This is a genomic window from Paenibacillus sp. P36, assembly GCF_045866505.1.
Taxonomy (GTDB): Bacteria; Bacillota; Bacilli; order Paenibacillales; family NBRC-103111; genus Paenibacillus_E; species Paenibacillus_E chondroitinus.
Genome location: NZ_AP038372.1, coordinates 95,696 through 115,520, shown reverse-complemented (window position 1 = coordinate 115,520; position 19,825 = coordinate 95,696). Strand labels below are relative to the sequence as shown.

Below are 19,825 nucleotides of genomic sequence, written 5' to 3'. Positions count from 1 at the left end.
GGTTTAATTTACTTTAGGAGCTACTGTTACTGCAACTACATCGGATTTACCGCTTGGAGATTGAATTGTCAAATCAAATGTACCATATCCATCTACAACGATATCGCCGTAAGAAGTAATTGTTACACTTGTAATGCCTTTGGAGTAGTGGCTTGCTGAGAATGTAATACCCAGTGTACCGTTAGCCAATTTAGCATCATTTTGCTCATATTCTTTACCATAGCTATCTGTAACAATCAGATCTGGATTAAAGAATGCATTTCCACCAGTTTTATCGATTGTCATTTTGCTGTCAGCAGCCACTTTATCAACTGTCAAAGCATCATTTTTAGTAGTTACTGCTACAGTTGCTGTTTTAGTTTCGCCTTTAATCGTTTTGTAGGAAACGTTCAATGTTGAAGTACCTACTTTGTTACCAAGAACGTATGCTTTACCATTCGATGCTAAGAATACTTTAGCAGCAGCATTGTTAGATGAAGTAATGCTAGTAATAGTGCCAGCTGGAACTTTAACAGTATCACCAGCAGCATTCTTAGCAGAAACTTTCACTTCGCGTGCGAATACTTGGCTTGCTGTTACATCTTTAAGAGTAGCATCCGTGATTTTTTGGTCGCCTGCTCCATAAATTGTTGTTACAACAGTACCACTATCGCTCAGGTTGAACAATGTAGGAACAGCGTTCACAGAGTAAGTAAGATCATCAGTCGCTTTAGCAACTGTCAAAGTTTTAGTCACTTTGGAGATCTCAGTACCGTTTTTAGTGATCACTGCAGTATACTCGATTTTGGAACCTTCTTGAGCACCTTCACTAGTATCAGTTTTTGCACCAGTGAACAATGTGAACTCGTCATTGAATGTTTCATAGTCGCCAGCAACACCAGCACCTAAACCATAAGTTGCAGTACCACCAGGAATGAACTTATCACCCAATTTCAAACCAAGCTTATTCGTATCAGTAAATTGTACGAATTTTCCAGTAGTTGTATCAACATTATAAGTGTTTGCAGTTACAGTCACTTTGTAGTCGTTACCGCCACTTGTAGAATTGTTACCTTGGCTATCTGTGTAGTGAGCATCATCAAGTGTTTTACCATATTGGTCAATAACTGCAAGCTCAATCGCTACTGTAGCACCTTTAAGTGCTGCTTTCGCAGGATCAGTTACTACTTTGAAGTGATCAGGTACGCGAGCGTCAGCAATTGTGTAAGTTTTAGTTGAAGTGCTGCTTGCATTAGCTGTTGCGATAATTGCAGTAATAGATACTGCTCCTTTAGACGCATCGCTAATTTGGTCCAATTTAATCGAACCTCTGTGCTCACCAGAATCTAAAATTGTAGCAGTAGATTGATTTTGAACACCAGAAACGTTGATTTTGATACGATCAATGTTTTGAGTACTTGTCAAATCATCAAGGCTAAGTTGGTTTCCAGCAGCATCATAAGCAATAACCGGAATGTATACTTCTTTGTCGCCTGCAGCAATTACGTCGTTAAGATCGCCAATTTCAACCTTATTAGCAATTTTGGAGGATTTAACAGAAATCTTACCAGTTGCTGTAGCAGCTTGGTTGAACACTGTGAAGTTGTAATCCCCAGCTTTATCTACATCATTGACTAATGAGATTTTAACTTGTGCGATATCATTTCCGTTATCTTCTACTTCTGTTTTAACATCAGTATTTGCAATGTAATCATTCCAGATTACAGTAGTATCTCCAAACAATTTATTGCTTGTTCCGTAAACTTTTGCATTGATCAAAGAATCGTAGGAGATTGTACCGCCGTATTGGTCGAACAGGTTAAGATCAAACTTAACGTTTTCGCCTTTACCGTTCAAGGACTCACCTACGGAGTAACGAGCTGCACCAAGCTCAAGTTTAGTCAGGATTGGTTGTGTACCAAGCTTGAAGTTTTTAGTAGCTGTAATGTGGCTGTCGTTGTTAACAACAGTTACTGGAATTACAGATACACCTTGAGTTGTGTTGCTGTTAGCTGTATTCAACGTAATCAACAAAGTACCATCATTGTCTTTTGTGATTTTTGTGAATGTTGCAGCAGATGTGTAAACGTTGTAAGAACCAGCGTTTGTAGTAGCGTTCTCACCGTATTGGTTGGAAGCTTTTACTTTAACGATAGTTTTGTCAGCGTAAGCAATTGTGTCGCCAGCGTTTACGAAGTCGATTTTTGTAAGAACTTCGTCTTCACCAGTGAAAGTTGCAGTAGTTTTGTCAACAGTAGCTTCATCCAAACCGGAAACTGTTACTGTGTACTCACCTTTGCTAACTTTAACGTCAGTCAATGTCAAAACTGCGGATTTCTTGTCATCAGCAAATTTAACAGTTGTAGCTACATCAGCTGTACCTTTTTTCAAAGCCAATTTAGCTTTGTCAGTGTCAACTGGTTTGTTGAAAGTTACTGTTACCTGTTGAGCACCAGTAGCTTTTGCACCTGTAACGGATACTTTACCAGGAGATACGTATTGAGCTTTCGCTTCGTATGCACCAGTTAGAAGTAGGTCACGAGTTGCATTGGATTGGCCACCGAATTTACCGCCGTCGCCAGCAGGAAGAAGTTTCAACTCAAGAGCAAGTGCTACATAGCCTTGTGCCCAGTCGGAAACAGTTGTGTCAGTACCAGTTTTGCCTTTAGCATCAGCATCTTTGTTCAGTACGCGAACCAAGAAAGTAGCCAATTGCTCTTTTGTTACTTTACCAGCTGGGTTGTATTGACCTTCAGCATAGCCGTCAGTAATACCAGCAGTTTTCAAAGCTTCGATGTAAGGAAGAGCGTAGCCGTTAGCAGCGTCGTCAGCTTTAACATCGGAGAAGCTGGAAGTTTTAAGGTCTTTGTTTACTTCGATACCAGTGATCAAAGCTGCAACTTTTGCGAATTGAGCACGGTTCATTTCGTCTTTAAGACCAAATGTAGTGTCGCTCACTCCATCAAAAATACCTGCGCTGATCATTGCATCAAATTTTGCTTTTGTAGCTGCGTCAAGATCTTTAAGATCTGTGAAATCAGCAGAGGATTTAGCTGCGAAAGCTAGGGACGAAAACATGGATAATGCCATTGCTGTAGAAAGAACTACGGATAAACTTTTCTTCATAACCTTTTTTTCTCCTCCTTGAATATCTTTGGTTTTATTTTTTAGGTTAAAGCTAGTATTATTTGAGCTCGATTTACTCATAGTTTGGTTCACCCCCTTTCCAGAGTTAGAGCATTATATAACTAAGTTCGCGTGCAGCTCTAGTAGCTGCATTGGAAACTAGTAAACGTAAAGTAGAAAGAAAGACACCCACACCAATTTACATTATACATTGGTCGAATAGCGTCGTAAAGAGTTATTTTGTGATATCTGTATGGCTAGCTATAATCTGGTTAACTCTTTATTATTTGCTTGCTTTCAAAGTATTAAACGCACAGGTTTCGAAAAAGTTGCGATTATTCAAAAAAACTTTTTTTATTTTTTGAAAGAACAACAGATCCATCCCAACATAAATACGAATGGATTTGTGCATAGTACATCTATATAAACAAAAAAAGAAGGCCAATTGGCCTTCTTTTTTAAACCGTTAATCTTATTTGTTATTAGCTGCACCAGTTACAGTTACTGCAACAACATCGGATTTACCACTTGGAGATGTAATTGTAAGATCAAAAGATCCATCAGCATCAGATGTTTTCGTTACTTGAATGTTACCATTAGCATCGATCGATACGCCAGTAACGTTAGCTGAGTAGCTGCTAGCTGAGAATGTTACGCCCAGTACGCCGTTAGCTTTTTGTGCATCTTCTTGCTCATACTCAACACCATAGTTATCTGTAACAATTAGATCTGGGTTAAGGAATGCATTGCCGCCAGTTGTAGCAACTGTCATTGTGCTGTCTGCTTCAACTTTATCGACTGCAAGTGCATCATTTTTAGATGTTACAGCAACAGTAGCTGTTTTAATTTCACCTTTAATCGTTTTGTAAGAAACGTTCAATGTAGCTGTGCCTGTTTTGTTACCAAGAACATACGCTTTACCACCAACAAGCGCTACTTTTGCAACCGCATTGTTCGATGTTGTAATGCCTGTGATTGTACCAGTTGGAAGTTTTACAGTATCGCCAGAAGCGTTTTTAGCTGTAAGTTTAACTTCACGTGCAAATACTTGAGATTTCGTTACATCTTTCAAGTCATCAGCAGAGATCTCTTTACCATCAGTACCATAAGTCGATTTAACAACTACGCCGCTATCAGTAAAGTTGAACAATGTTGGAACAGCGTTGACGGAGTAAGTCAGGTCGTCAGTTTCGCTAGCAACTGTGATTGTTCTAGTTAATTTGGAGATTTCAGTACCGTTTTTCGTGATTGTTGCTGTGTAGTCAGCTTTTGCACCTTCTTTAGCATTCTCTGTTGTGAAGATTGTGAATTCATCATTGAATGCTTCAAAGTCACCAGCAGTTTCACCTTTACCGAAGATGGCAGACGCAATTGCAGGCTGCGTAGCATCACCTTTTCTTAAGCCCATCGTTCCAGCATCAGTACCTGTAGCAGTTACTGCAACTTTTACTTGATACTTGTTGTTTGATCCATCAACATAAGTTGGAGCATTGTTGCCTTGGCTATCTGTGAAGTTCGCATCGTCAAGCACTTGTCCATATTGGTCAATAACCGCTAGCTCAACTGCAGATGTTCCGCCTTTAACGATAGATTTCGCAGGATCTGTAACTACTTTGAAGTGATCAGGTACACGAGCGTCAGAAACTGTAAATGTTTTTGTAGAAGTGCTGCTTGCATTCGCTGTTGCGATGATTGCTGTAATGGATACCGCACCTTTTGTGTTGTTATTGATTTGGTTCAATTTAATGGAGCCTTTGTGCTCACCAGAATCAAGGATGCTTGCAGTTGTTTGACCTTCAACACCAGAAACGTTTACTTGGATACGTTTGATGTTTTCGTCGCTAGTCAGGTCATCCATGCTTAATTGGTTACCAGCTGCATCATAAGCTACGATCGGTACATAAACTTCTTTGTCGCCAGCCGCGATCACATTGTTCATTTCGCCAATTTCAACTTTGTTTGCAAGTTTGGAAGATTGAACGGAAATTTTACCGCTTGCTGTAGCCGCTTGGTTAAAAACAGTGAAGCCGTAATCGCCAGCTTTATCAAGATCTTTGTTCAAGGAGATCTTAACTTGCGGGATATCGTTACCGTTATCTTCAATCTCTGTTTTCACATCTCCAGCTGGGATGTAATCGTTCCAGATCACAGTTGTGTCACCGAACAATTTAGTCGTGCTTGTATTGTCTTTGCTGTATACTGTCGCATTCATCAAAGAGTCATAAGAAATTGTACCGCCGTATTGGTCAAACAGGTTAAGGTCGAATTTCACGTTTTCGCCTTTACCATTTAGTGCTGTACCTACGGAGTAACGAGCATCACCTAGCTCAAGTTTTGTCAAGATTGGTTGTGTACCCAATTTGAAGTTTTTCGTAGCTGTGATGTGGCTGTCATTGTTAACAACAGTTACTGGAACTACAGATACACCTTGTGTTGTGTTTTCGTTAGCTGTATCCAAAGTGATCAACAAAGTACCATCTGTATCTTTTGTGATTTTAGTGAATGTTGCAGCAGATGTGTACACGTTGTAAGAACCAGCGTTTGTTGTTGCATTTTCACCATATTGGTTAGAAGCTTTAACTTTTACGATCGTTTTATCTGCATAAGCAATCGTGTCGCCAGCATTTACGAAATCGATTTTTGTAAGAACTTCATCTTCACCTGTGAAAGTTGCGGATGTTTTGTCAACTGAAGCTTCATCCAAACCGGAAACAGTTACTGTGTATTCGCCATTGCTTACTTTTACATCAGACAATGTTAGAACCGCGGATTTCTTGTCATCAGCAAATTTCGCTGTTGTAACAACTTCGCTTGATCCTTTTTTCAACGTCAGTTTCGCTTTTTCAACGTCAACTGGTTTGTTGAATGTAACTGTTACTTGTTGCGCACCTGTTGCTTTTGCTCCTGTTACGGAAACTTTACCAGCTGGTACATATTGTTGTTTTGCTTCATAAGCACCTGTCAAAAGTAGATCGCGAGTTGCGTTAGCCATACCGCCGAATGTACCATCTTCACCATTAGAAAGAAGTTTCAATTCAAGCGCTAATGCTACATAACCTTGTGCCCAACCGGATACTGTTGCATCTGTACCAGTTTTGCCTTTAGCTGCTTCATCTTGACCAAGAACACGAACCAAGAAAGTAGCCAATTGTTCTTTCGTCACTTTACCAGCTGGGTTGTATTGACCTTCTGCATAACCATCAGTCACGCCAGCTGTTTTCAAAGCTTCGATGTAAGGAAGTGCATAACCGTTAGCTGCATCGTCAATACTAACGTCAGTGAAGCTGGAAGTTTTCAAATCTTTGTTGACGTCAAGACCCATGATCAACGCAGCAACTTTTGCAAATTGTGCACGGTTCATTTCGTCTTTTAGACCAAATGTTGTTTCGGATACGCCGTCGAAGATACCAGCGGAGATCATAGCATCAAATTTCGCTTTTGTAGCAGCATCCAGGTCTTTCAAATCTGTAAAATCAGCAGATGATTTCGCTGCGAATGCAAGAGACGAAAACATGGAAAGAGCCATAGCGGATGTAAGGACTACGGATAGAGTTTTCTTCATAAGGGTTTGTTTCCTCCTAATATTTTAAAGTTTTTTTGTTATAAAAACTTATAACCAACGGGACAACGGGACGACATTGAAGTAACTTGCTATCAATTTCGTATAGCTTTTTTTCTATCACCTCGTCTACATGAATTAGTATACTATTATCTCGTAATTAATTCATTGACAAGTATTTTCCAAGTAGAAAACTAGACTAGTCTGTATTCGCACTAGAAAAATGCAAAAAAAGAAGACCCCGAAAGGCCTTCTTCTCCTCCAAAATAATTACTTCACAATTACCGACGTTACAGTCGACTTGCCATTTGGCGATGTGATGATCAAATCAAATGTTGTGCCACTATCAGCTTTGATTGTTCCGTCAGCACTAATCTCCACTTTTCCTTTAACTTGATCCGCGGAGAATGCCAGACCCATCAAATAGTTGTATGCCGGTGCTTCATCTTTGTCGTACTCAACACCATAGTTATCCGTAACAGTCAGATCTGCTACCGCATAAGCATTAGCACCTGTAGAAATCGTTGCTTCCGATTCCCCAGCTTCCAACTTGTCTACAGCAACCATATCGCTTTTTACCGTTACAGGTACACTTGCTTGTTTAACATTACCGTCAACCGTTTGATAAGTCACACTCAATGTTGCAGTGCCTTCTTTATTCCCCATTACAAAAGCTTTACCGGCATCCTCTCCAGTACCCATCGCAACTTGTGCAACGCTAGGGTTTGAAGTTGTAATTTGTGTAGCCACAGCCGGAAGCTCAACCATTTCACCTGCTGCGTTTTTCGCTGTAATTTTTACTTCGCGGGACAATTTGCTTGTTGCAATTGCCAATTCACTGTCATTCACTACGTCACTGTCCATAGCATTGAACAATGGTGCTACTGTTCCAACACTATAAGTTAAATCTGCGTTTTTACCAACAACGGTAAGTGTTCTTTCTACTTTGGAAACCTCTTGATCGCCTTTGAGAATTTGAGCAGTGAACTTAACGTAAGTCCCCTCTTTTGCTGCGCTCGTTGTTTCAAAAGTGAATTCATCATTGAAAGCTTTGTAGTCGTTAGTACCTTTTTCGTACGTATTTTTCGTCAATACGTCTCCATTTGGAGTAAGAACATGCGCAGTAGCATTGTCAATAACACTACCATTTACATCATAAGTTACTGCTGTAGCAACTACGCTGTATTTCGTATTCCCATCTGCCGTTGGAACCACAGAACCATTGCTGTTTACATAGTTGGAATCATCCAACACTTGACCATATTGGTCAATCACGCTGAACTCAAAATCAGAAGTTGCTCCTGCTACAGCATTTTTAGCTGGCACTGTTACTTCTTTCAAATGGTCCGCAATACGCGCATCGTGAACAGTGTACGTTTTAGTTGCTGTGCTGCTTGCATTCGCAGTTGCAATAACTGCCGTTACAGATACTGCTCCATTAGAACCTGCATCAATTTTATCTAATTTAATCATACCCTTGTGCTCACCCGAAGTTGCAATTGTGCTGCTACCCGTTGCCCCAGAGATTGAAACTCTAATACGCTCAGCGTTCGCATCGCTTGCCAAATCGTCTGCACTCAGTTGTTTGCCATTTGCATCATAAGCCATTAACGGAACATATACATCCGTGTCTCCGGAAGCAATCACATCATTCATGTCGCCAATTTCTATTTTAGTCGCTACTTTTGCGGATTGAATGCTCACTTTACCTGTTGCAGTTGCCGCTTGGTTAAATACCGTGAAGCCGAAATCTCCGGATTTATCAATATCTTTGAGCAAGGAGATTTTCACTTGTGGAATGTCGTTGCCGTTATCTTCAATTACATAGCTAACATCTTCGCTCGCAAGATAATCATTCCAGATTAAGCTAGTATCTTTAAGCTTGTCTTCACTGGATAGTGTTTCATAGGACATAACGGAACCATATTGGTCATATAAGTTCAAATCAAACTCAACATTTTCGCCTTTCGCATTTAGAGCAGTACCCACGGAATAACGCGGTTGGCCTAGCTCAAGTTTCGTCAAGATTGGTTGCGTACCAAGCTTGAAGTTTTTTGTTACAGTGATATGGCTGTCATTATTCACAATTGTTACTGGAATCACAGTTACACCTTGCGTCGTGTCATTTGTGTTAGTATCCAATGTGATCAATAGTGTGCCGTCATTGTCTTTTGTTATTTTCGTAAATGTTGCAGCTGATGTGTACACATCGTAAGAACCTGTATTTGTAGAAGCAGCTTCGCCATATTGATTTACAGCTTTAGCTTTAACAATTACTTTATCTGCATAAGCGATCGTGTCATTCGCGGATACGAATTCGATGTTTTTCATTACTTCGTCTTCGCCTTTAAAAGTAGCTGTCGTTTTATCAACAGCAGCTTCATCGAGACCGCTCATATTTACTGTGTATTCACCATTGCTGATTTTAACGTCTGTTAGTGTCAATACCGCAGATTTTTTATCCGCCGCGAAAGCGGTAGTTGTTACAACATCAGCGTTACCTTTTTTCAAGGACAACTTAGTTTTTTCTACATCAACAGGCTTGTTAAAGGTAACTTCTACTTTTTGAACGCCAGTTGCTTTCGCACCAGTAACAGAAACTTTACCAGCCGGTACATATTGTTGTTTTGCTTCATAAGCGCCAGTTAGTAAAAGATCCCGAGTTGCATTAGCTTGGCCGCCAAATGTACCATCTTCGCCATTAGTTAGAAGTTTCAATTCAAGTGCTAAAGCAACATAACCTTGTGCCCAATCGGAAACTGTTTTGTCCGTGCCTGTTTTGCCTTTAGCAACTTCATCTTGTCCAAGAACGCGTACCAGGAAAGTAGCCAATTGTTCTTTTGTTACTTTACCTGCTGGATTGTATTGACCTTCTGCATAACCATCAGTTACACCAGCTGTTTTCAAAGCCTCGATATAAGGAAGTGCATAACCGTTGGCTGAATCGTCAACACTAACGTCAGTGAAACTCGATGTTTTCAAATCTTGATTTACATCAAGACCCATAATTAATGCGGCAACTTTTGCAAATTGTGCGCGGTTCATTTCATCTTTTAAACCAAAGGTTGTTTCAGATACGCCATCGAAAATACCTGCAGAGATCATCGCGTCGAATTTTGCTTTAGTAGCGGCATCCAGATCCTTCAAATCTGTGAAGTCAGCAGAGGATTTCGCTGCGAATGCCAAGGACGAGAACATGGAAAGAGCCATAGCGGAAGTAAGAACTACGGAAAGTGTTTTTTTCATAAAGGTTTGTTTCCTCCTAATATTTGAAGTTTTTTTGTTATAAAAACTTAGGATTAATGTTTTGAGTGAATCGTAATTAATCTTTCGTATATCATTTCGTATATCATTTCGTATATCAACTTGGCTACAAACTTAGTATACTATCGATCAGTGATAAAAGCATTGATAAGTATTTCCCATGGTGATTTATGCAAAGCATATAAATAAAAAAAGAAGGCCAATTGGCCTTCTTTTAAAACTTTAGTTCATCTTAGTTGTTAGCTGCACCAGTTACAGTTACTGCAACAACATCGGATTTACCACTTGGAGATGTGATTGTTAGATCAAAGGATCCTGCATCGCCATTTGTTTTTGTTACTTGAATGTTACCATTTGCATCGATAGATACTGAAGTTACGTTTGAAGAGTAGCCATTAGCTGAGAATGTTACGCCCATAACGCCGTTAGCTTTTTGAGCATCTTCTTGCTCATACTCAACACCGTAGTTATCTGTCACAATTAGATCTGGATTGATGAATGCATTGCCACCAGTTGTACCAATTGTCATTTTGCTATCAGCTTCAACTTTATCAACCGCAAGTGTATCATTTTTAGTTGTTACTGCAACAGTAGCTGTTTTAATTTCGCCTTTAATCGTTTTGTAAGATACGTTCAATGTAGCCGTACCTGTTTTGTTACCAAGAACATATGCTTTACCACCAACAAGCGCTACTTTTGCAGCTGCGTTGTTCGATGTTGTGATACCTGTAATTGTACCAGTAGGAAGTTTTACAGTATCGCCAGAAGCGTTTTTAGCTGTAAGTTTAACTTCTTGTGCAAATACTTGAGATTTCGTTACGTCTTTCAGATCATCAGCAGAGATCGCTGTACCACCAGTACCATAAGTCGATCCAACAACTACGCCGCTATCAGTAAAGTTGAACAATGTTGGAACAGCGTTCACGGAGTAAGTCAGGTCGTCTGTTGCGCTAGCAACTGTGATCGTTCTTGTTAATTTGGAAATCTCAGTACCATTTTTCGTGATTGTTGCTGTGTAGTCTGCTTTTGCACCTTCAGTAGCACCTTCTGTTGTGAACAATGTGTACTCGTCATTGAATGCTTCGAAGTCACCATTTGCTTCACCTTTACCGAAGATTGCAGAAGTGATTGCATTATTGTTGTCGTCACCTTTTCTCAGGCCGATTGTACCAGCTTCAGTACCTGTAGCAGTCACATCGACTTTTACTTGATACTTGTTGTTCGAGCCGTCAACGAACTCAGGAGCATTGTTGCCTTGGCTATCTGTGAAATGTGCATCGTCAAGTACTTGTCCGTATTGGTCAATAACCGCTAGCTCAATATCAGATGTTCCGCCTTTAACAACGGATTTCGCAGGGTCTGTTACTACTTTAAAGTGATCAGGTACACGAGCGTCAGCAACTGTAAATGTTTTTGTGGAAGTGCTGCTTGCATTCGCTGTTGCGATGATCGCTGTAATGGATACTGCACCTTTAGTGTTGTTGCTAATTTGGTTCAGTTTAATCGAACCTTTGTGCTCACCGGAATCCATGATGCTTGCTGTTGATTGACCTTCAACACCAGAAACGTTCACTTTGATACGCTCAATGTTTTGGTCGCTAGTCAGGTCATCCATGCTCAATTGGTTACCAGCTGCATCATATGCAACGATTGGTACATAAACTTCTGTGTCACCAGCCGCGATCACATCATTAAGTTCGCCAATTTCAACTTTGTTAGCAAGTTTCGAAGATTGAATGGATATTTTACCGCTTGCTGTAGCCGCTTGGTTGAACACGGTGAAGTTATAGTCACCAGCTTTATCAACATCATTCACTAACGAGATTTTAACTTGTGGAATATCGTTGCCGTTATCTTCAACTTCTGTTTTCACATCTTCAGCTGGGATGTAATCGTTCCAGATCACAGTTGTGTCACCGAACAATTTAGAAGTACTTGTATTGCCGTTGCTGTATACTTTTGCATTGATCAAAGAGTCATAAGAAATTGTACCGCCGTATTGGTCAAACAGGTTAAGGTCAAATTCTACGTTTTCGCCTTTACCGTTTAGTGCTGTACCTACAGAGTAGCGAGCATCACCAAGCTCAAGTTTTGTCAAGATTGGTTGTGTACCCAATTTGAAGTTTTTCGTAGCTGTGATGTGGCTGTCGTTGTTAACAATAGTTACTGGGATTACAGATACACCTTGAGTTGTGCTTTCGTTAGCTGTATCCAAAGTGATCAACAAAGTACCATCTGTATCTTTCGTAATTTTAGTGAATGTTGCAGCAGATGTGTATACGTTGTAAGAACCAGCGTTTGTTGTTGCATTCTCGCCATATTGGTTAGAAGCTTTAACTTTTACGATTGTTTTATCTGCATATGCGATCGTGTCGCCAGCATTTACGAAGTCGATTTTTGTAAGAACTTCATCTTCACCTGTGAAAGTTGCTGTTGTTTTATCAACTGTAGCTGCATCCAAACCGGAAACAGTTACTGTGTATTCGCCATTGCTTACTTTCACATCAGTCAATGTTAGAACCGCGGATTTCTTGTCATCAGAGAATTTTGTAGTTGTAACAACATCGCTAGTTCCTTTTTTCAAGCTTACAGTAGCTTTGTCTGTATCAACCGGTTTATTGAAAGTTACAGTTACTTGTTGCGCGCCCGTTGCTTTTGCTCCTGTTACGGAAACTTTACCAGCCGGTACGTATTGTTGTTTCGCTTCATAAGCACCTGTCAAGAGAAGGTCACGAGTTGCGTTAGCTTGGCCACCGAATGTACCATCTTCACCGTTAGAAAGAAGTTTCAATTCAAGTGCTAGAGCTACATATCCTTGTGCCCAACCGGATACTGTTGTATCAGTACCTGTTTTGCCTTTAGCTGCATCGTCTTGACCAAGAACACGAACCAAGAAAGTAGCCAGTTGTTCTTTTGTTACTTTACCAGCTGGGTTGTATTGACCTTCTGCATAACCATCAGTTACGCCAGCAGTTTTCAAAGCTTCGATGTAAGGAAGTGCATAACCGTTAGCTGCATCGTCAACACTAACATCAGTGAAGCTGGAAGTTTGCAAATCTTTATTTACGTCAAGACCCATGATCAATGCAGCAACTTTTGCAAATTGTGCACGGTTCATTTCGTCTTTCAGACCAAATGTTGTTTCGGATACACCGTCAAAGATACCAGCGGAGATCATCGCATCAAATTTCGCTTTCGTAGCAGCATCCAAATCTTTCAGATCTGTGAAATCTTCAGATGATTTTGCTGCGAATGCTAGAGATGAAAACATGGAAAGAGCCATAGCAGATGTAAGGACTACGGATAGAGTTTTCTTCATAAGGGTTTGTTTCCTCCTAATATTTTAAAGTTTTTTGTTATAAAAACTTATAACCAACGGGACGACAGTTTGAATCATTTTTTCAGCCGTTCTATGTAGCTCCGCGGCTATCATCTCGGCTACACGACTTAGTATACGTGAGTATATACTAAATTTCATTGATAAGTATTTTCCAGTAGGCTCGATTTACTAGATAAATAATTATCGGTTTGTGCATGTATCACTCACATTTACAATTTACATGTTAATTGTGAACTAAATAAGTAGAGAAGCTGAATTTAACCTAAAAGTTAGCTTAAGATAAGCTGAAACGATTTTTCGACCATTAGAAAAGCAAAAGACTGCATCCGATTATATCGGAGCAGTCTTTGTTCACTTCAATTCAAGATTTAAGGAATTTTCTTCTGTTGCTTAAGAACGCGGTTAGCAATCGCCGCAGCTTGCGCTCTGGTCATGTTGCCCTTTGGATCAAAGCTGTAGGTTGGCTTCTTCTGTCCTTGAACAGGCGCGTTCTCAATGCCATCCATTAGTCCTGCTTTAATAACTGCTTCTATAGAAGCTAGTGCATAGGTATCCATGTCACCTGCATCTGTGAATTGCTTTTTAAGATTAGCAAGTGATTTGACTGAATCCGCGCTGGTTTTCATGTTTGCTGCTCTTTCGATCATAACAGCGGCATCTTGACGGCTAATCGAATTGGTCGGAAGGAACAAGCCGTTAGAGTTACCTCTGACGATTCCCGCCCGTGCTCCGGCTTCAATATGCATGAAGTCATACAAACTGCTGCTATTCGGCAATCCAAGGCCTCTGCGCACATCCGCGAATGTACCTTGGAAGTTAGGGTTGGTCGGATCGTTAGTATGATAGGTTGTATCTTCATTTACTAATGGGATATTAAAAATGTTAACCAACATCGTTACAAACTCACCGCGAGTAATCGCGTCATTCGGCAAGAACTGTCCCGGTGTCTTGTTATTCATAATCCCTTTGGAATAAAGAATATCCAGGTAATCGCGGGCCCAATCATGATTCGTTACATCATTAAAGCTGTTATCCATGTACATAACCTGGAAATAACCGAAATTATCAACCGGCACTTTGATCGTATGGGATTTGGCATCTACAACGCCGCCAATATTCTTCCATCCTACATATTGGTTCCCAGTTCCGCTTGGATCCAAGAACGTACCGAATTGGTACACAGTGAGGTACTTCCAAGAGTCATTACGAATCTCTTCATCGTATTTCAACGTTAGCGTTCCACGTTCCGTAGGTATGACTAGATTTTTAATGTAACGGGAGTAAAACGCTGTCTCCCCAGGTCCAGGTAGCGATGGAGATGGTAGGTTACCACTGCCTTGCAAAGCGTCTTTAAGTGTTGCATTTGTACTTGCTGCACTACTATCAATCGAACCGCCATCGACCCAGAACAGTTTACTAGCAGCTCTGAATCGTCCTGTCGGCTCTTGAAGGAAGCGCATGCCGGCTTGAGTCTCAGAAGCTTTATCTACACGCCCGTCATCTTGATTGGCAATCCCAAACACTAATTTACGATCAGATGTGATGAATTGTTCCGTTTGTGTACGGTCATTTCTCATCAACTTCGTGTCTTTCGGGAAAGTTAATGTAAGATCCCCATCGAACAGGCTCATTTTAGCTGCAATATTAGTACGATACTGCGCACCCTCAATTGGTGTATTCAGATTATTAAGAATAAAGGTACCTTTTGATTTAGCACTGCCTCGAATAACTTCAAAGCTAACTGTATTTTTGCCTGCTTTCAAGTTCGGCACATCCAAACGGAAAATACCTGGCGCAGTAAGTTTGGCTTCTGTTTTATTATAAACAATGGAGTCTGCACCATCAGCTTGAATCACAACAGTTTGGAAATTTGTATTTACATTGGCCTGATCAATCTTATCTGCATTTTTAACGAAATTCGTTGGTTGAAGAAGTAGATAGTCAACAGGCTGTTTTGTAATAGTGATCATTTTGCTTGTCGTACGGCCAGTCTTATTCTTAGCCACCAATTCCAATACATAATCTCCATACGCATCCAAACTTAAAGGACTCGATAATTTGAATTTGGTCGTAATTTGATTACCGTCCAGTGGATTGGTCACTTGAGAGATTTGTGCTAGTAGTGGCGTAGTACCAACAGTAAGAGTGGAACCATTAGGAACACTTCTTACATATAAAATAGCTGTTGAAGTAGCATCTGCTGAATTTAATTTTGCGTTTAACACTGTACCAGAGAGCTGCAGCTTATCAGACGTAGTCAGGAAAGCTCCAGGCACTGAACTAGGTGTAAAAGGCGTGATAGCTGGATCAAGGGCTAGTTCTTCAACTAGCGGTGCGAAATCGCTTAAAACGAAGATCTCATAAATCGTTTGTGTAACAAGCACTTTTACACCTGCAGGTTTTAAGTACAGTGAGAATTTAATCGTTTTCTTACCATCTGCATCAAAAAGGGGATTCAATGCAGTAGCAGGGATATTGAATGTTCCATCAGTCGTGTTAATTGCTCCAGCTGGAATATTGATATTTGTATCATTTACAGTTAGTTCAATATCGCCATAGCTTGATGCAGGCAGATTGACAATTTTACCCGTAATACAAGGTGCCGCTCCGCTCGCACAAGTGATTTGAGCCGGATTACTAACTACTTTCCCATTATAAAGACTGTTCACAATGACATAAGGGGCACTTGAAATATTCAACTGATACACTTTGGTGCCAGCTTGGTTATAACCCGTTGTCGCATTCCATGGAACCAATGTTAGCTTGGTAGCACCATCCGGTATATCATGAAGATCAATCTCCGCTACGCCTGCAGTAACGTTCACATCACCATTGCCTGCAAATCCAGGGATCGTTACTTTCACTTTATCGGCATTCCCATTCACATGGAATTTAAGTTTGGCAGGAAATTCATTGATTTGATTCGTTCCTTGCTCAGTAAGCTTAACTTCATAACCTGCTCCAACTCCAATAGGTGGAGCAAAATACTGCGCAGTGTAATCAATGTAAGGCAAGGTTGGGTTAATGAAATTAAAATTATATCTAGTTGTGTATTCTCCACCCAGACTAGTAACGAATCTGACGTCGATTTCCTGAGAAGTCGCTGTGCCGCTGAGTGGTAGGTTTGCTTCAATATGATGGACGTCATAAGCAGTTCCACCTGTCACGGTCGAAGGATTAACCAAACTTGGAGCTGTTCCACTAGGAACATTAGGGTTAACGTTCAAGAAACCGCCATTAGGAGTCGATGTCAAACCTGTTGCAAATGTATATCGAAGTGTTGTCCCACTTCCGGCAACGCTAATATCCGCATACAAATAGTCAGGACTACCTGCTGTGATATTCCCTTTGCTGTTCTTTAAATCTGCTGTAAAAACAATGTTATTATCCGTTGAACTCACCAGATTAGGGATATTGACCAACGCTTGGTCTGAGTTCCCTGTTGCTGCCTCTTTAAAACGGACTTTACCATTATAAGCAAAACCTAAACCATTGTTATAAATAAAGTTTCTTGATGTTGTGTAATAGTTTGTCGGGTTCTTCGCAACGAAAGTGATTAGATTATCCCCCGGCGTTAAGGTGAGATCCGAAGCTCTTCCCGTATTTGTTAAGAATGTAAAAATACCGCCAGAAAAGTTAGTAGCTTCATATGTAGTTCCCGATACCGTAGCATCTACTTGATAAGCATTATTAGAATTACCTGTAATTGTAAGATTCGTATATGGACCTGTTGCTGGGTACATACCACCATCTGCGAAATCAACATCATTGATTTTCAAATTTGTGATGTTAGACACCGGTGTGAAGTAAACCCAAGCTGGCTTAGAATCAACGGTTGAAGTGCTTCCGTATTTAACAACAATTTTATTTAAACCTTCCGTTAATTGAATATTCTCAAAGGTAATTTGGTTGCTGTTATTTGGGTTTTTGATGGCACGATTTGTTTTGTTTGGTGTCGTAATACCTGTGGTCATATTTTTGATTTCATAGAAAACATTCGTAATCTGATCATCCGAAATACCCCCAATGTCTGCACTTAGCGTAATTGGGTTCGCCGTAATCCTTGGAATCAATGCATCATAGAAATTCTCAGGATCCTGTACAACGGTAGTATCATTAGGGTCAGTATGTACGTAGTAATTCGTAATATTAATTACAGGCGCGGCCGAAGCCCCGAGTGGCGGAAGCAAGGCCAACAACATAGCAACCATGAGGCTAATGCTAATCCACTTATTTCTTTGCTTGGTCTTCAAAGCTAGTTCCTCCTTATGTCCTCTAAATTCCATTCATTCGACATAGCAATGCTGCTAACCGTCGGTTAGACAAACTTACTTTCGACAATCCCTCCCAAATCCTTCTATCATTCTCCATGATTTGACGCGGCATAACACCAAAAGTTCTTGTACCTTTCTTATCGGTCAAAACCTCTCAATTGTTTAGAGAAAGAAGGAAGTTCACAAAATAGAAAAAAAATCCAACCCGGAGGTTGGATTTGAGTGAAACAGGTATAAGTGCTGATTATTTGCCCATCCGGTCGCTCTGCACAGTCTTGCCTACAAGTCTTTGCAGGAAATTAAGAACCGGCTTGCGGCTTTTACTAATGATGCCGATTGCTTCTGCTCCGACGAGCATCACTAGGAATAGAGCAACAATGATCATGATTAATCCCCAAGTGGAATCCTGGGAAATGAAGACGGAGCAGATAACCGCGCTGCCGCCGAATACGGAAGCAATACCGTAAATGATCAGTACGCTTGTACGATGGCTGAAGCCAAGCTGCAACAAGCAGTGATGAAGATGGCTTTTGTCCGGTGCCGAAATCGGCAGTTTATTCACGTAACGGCGCATAATCGCGAAGAAGGTATCCGATAACGGTACGCCTAGGATCATAATCGGGATTAGAAGCGAGACAACGGCTGCTTGTTTAAAGCCTAGGATCGACAGTGTCGCAAGCGCGAAGCCTAGGAACAAAGCGCCCGAGTCGCCCATAAAAATTTTGGCCGGATGGAAGTTATAGAACATGAATCCGACGATACTTCCTAGTAAGATCACAGCCAATAGAATAACAGTTACATTGTTCATCATAAGCGCTAAAACAAGAATCGTAGTAGTAGCAATACCAGATACGCCCGCAGACAGGCCATCAAGACCGTCAATCAGGTTAATGGCATTGGATACGCCGACAATCCATAATATCGTAATCGGGATACTCAACCAACCGATAGGCAGGTTCGTCTCTCCGAACGGAATGTTAACGAGATCGATTTTGAGGCCAAAGGAAACGACGATACACGCAGCAATGAGCTGCCCAAGAAGCTTCCATTTGGGGGATAGTTGAAAACGGTCATCCAAAGCCCCTGTGATGACGATAACTAACCCGCCGAGCAGCAAACCGAACGCTGCATTGGAGTTAACGGCATCAAGCGCTGGAGAGACGACGAAATAAGCTCCGACGAAGGCAAGGAAGATAGCTAGGCCTCCGAGACGCGGCATAATTCGCGTATGAACTTTTCGATGGTTGGGGGCATCTACAGCTCCAACCCAGAAGGCAAACTTTTTGACCAGGGGTGTCAGCAGCACTGCAATAATGCAGGCGGCGATGAACCCAATCGCGTATAATCCATACATGTCTTCTTCACAGCTCCTCTTGTCTTGGGTGGCAGGTGATCCGCCGAAGAGAATTATACTCCCATTTGTCCACAAATACTACTGCTAAATTTGTCTGAAATGACCGTTTTCAGCCAATTTTCATAAAAATTTTCATGGTTTTGTGACTTTCTCTTTGTCACGCATCACTTTCATCGCGAATTTAGGGAGTAATAACATTCTTTTATAGCGCCACGGCTCCTGTAACAGGCGGTAAAACCATTCAAGACGTAGTTTTTGGAATACAACCGGTGCTCTTTTTAGCTTGCCCGAAAGAACATCAAAACTTCCCCCGACTCCCATCATAACCGGAACGCCGATCTGCCCTTTGTATTTGCCGATCCAAGGCTCCTGATTCGCTGCCGCTCTCCCTACAAATAGAAGATCCGGTGCGGCATCTACAATGGATTGAATCACTTCGGCATCCTGCTCGTCTTTGAAGTAACCGTCACGCACACCAACGAGCTTGATTCCAGGATAATTCTTGCGTATTTTGTCCGCTGCCGCTTGAATCACTTCATTAGAAGCACCGAGCAGATAGACTTTCCAACCCTTCGACTCTCCGGCCTTCATCAGCTCATTTAACAAATCGTAACCTGGGACCCGCTCTGCAACAGGCTCTCCAACATAATTGGCTGCCCAGACTACTCCTGTTCCATCAGGAACGATAAGTTCGGCGCGCTGCATCATGCTCATATAGGCGGGGTCATCCAGGGCCGACATCACCATAATCGGATTGGCGGTTATGATTTGATGAGGCTGTCTTTGTTCAATCGCCTTGGATAGGTAGGCAACTGTTTGGTTCATGCTCATCTTGGAGACAGGAACCCCGTATATGCTTACTTTCGGTATAGCTTGGGCAGAAACAACTCCAGCTGTCGTTGTCGATGTTGAGCTCATAGATATCTCTT

7 protein-coding genes are annotated in these 19,825 nt (G+C 41.2%); all 7 read right to left on the bottom strand.

The features are described 5' to 3' along the window. Positions 1-3: 3 nt before the first annotated feature. Positions 4-3,186 carry an S-layer homology domain-containing protein gene (locus ACKTT9_RS00490; protein WP_407870115.1) on the bottom strand — a complete coding sequence of 1,061 codons (3,183 nt, stop codon included), beginning with the start codon at positions 3,184-3,186 and terminating at the stop codon, positions 4-6. A gap of 391 nt (positions 3,187-3,577) precedes the next feature. Further along, a complete protein-coding gene (locus ACKTT9_RS00485; protein ID WP_407870114.1) occupies positions 3,578-6,667 on the bottom strand; it encodes an S-layer homology domain-containing protein in 3,090 nt (1,029 codons plus the stop codon). Between the two features lie 267 nt (positions 6,668-6,934). Then, positions 6,935-9,910, bottom strand: a complete 2,976-nt coding sequence (locus ACKTT9_RS00480; protein WP_407870113.1) for an S-layer homology domain-containing protein — start codon at positions 9,908-9,910, stop codon at positions 6,935-6,937. Between the two features lie 250 nt (positions 9,911-10,160). Continuing rightward, positions 10,161-13,247, bottom strand: a complete 3,087-nt coding sequence (locus ACKTT9_RS00475; protein WP_407870112.1) for an S-layer homology domain-containing protein — start codon at positions 13,245-13,247, stop codon at positions 10,161-10,163. A gap of 389 nt (positions 13,248-13,636) precedes the next feature. Next, a complete protein-coding gene (locus tag ACKTT9_RS00470; protein WP_407870111.1) occupies positions 13,637-17,521 on the bottom strand; it encodes an S-layer homology domain-containing protein in 3,885 nt (1,294 codons plus the stop codon). A gap of 265 nt (positions 17,522-17,786) precedes the next feature. Then, entirely contained in the window at positions 17,787-18,896 is a 1,110-nt protein-coding gene (locus ACKTT9_RS00465) for a glycosyltransferase family 4 protein (protein WP_157318548.1), read from the bottom strand. Between the two features lie 132 nt (positions 18,897-19,028). Further along, a complete protein-coding gene (locus ACKTT9_RS00460) occupies positions 19,029-19,814 on the bottom strand; it encodes a WecB/TagA/CpsF family glycosyltransferase (RefSeq protein ID WP_407870110.1) in 786 nt (261 codons plus the stop codon). Between the last annotated feature and the right edge of the window lie 11 nt (positions 19,815-19,825).

What these genes read in the sequence shown, in the direction of transcription:
- ACKTT9_RS00490 (WP_407870115.1), bottom strand. Translation starts at nt 3,186, where the DNA reads ATGAGTAAATCGAGCTCAAATAATACTAGCTTTAACCTAAAAAATAAA.
- ACKTT9_RS00485 (WP_407870114.1), bottom strand. Translation starts at nt 6,667, where the DNA reads ATGAAGAAAACTCTATCCGTAGTCCTTACATCCGCTATGGCTCTTTCC.
- ACKTT9_RS00480 (WP_407870113.1), bottom strand. Translation starts at nt 9,910, where the DNA reads ATGAAAAAAACACTTTCCGTAGTTCTTACTTCCGCTATGGCTCTTTCC.
- ACKTT9_RS00475 (WP_407870112.1), bottom strand. Translation starts at nt 13,247, where the DNA reads ATGAAGAAAACTCTATCCGTAGTCCTTACATCTGCTATGGCTCTTTCC.
- ACKTT9_RS00465 (WP_157318548.1), bottom strand. Translation starts at nt 18,896, where the DNA reads ATGTATGGATTATACGCGATTGGGTTCATCGCCGCCTGCATTATTGCA.
- ACKTT9_RS00460 (WP_407870110.1), bottom strand. Translation starts at nt 19,814, where the DNA reads ATGAGCTCAACATCGACAACGACAGCTGGAGTTGTTTCTGCCCAAGCT.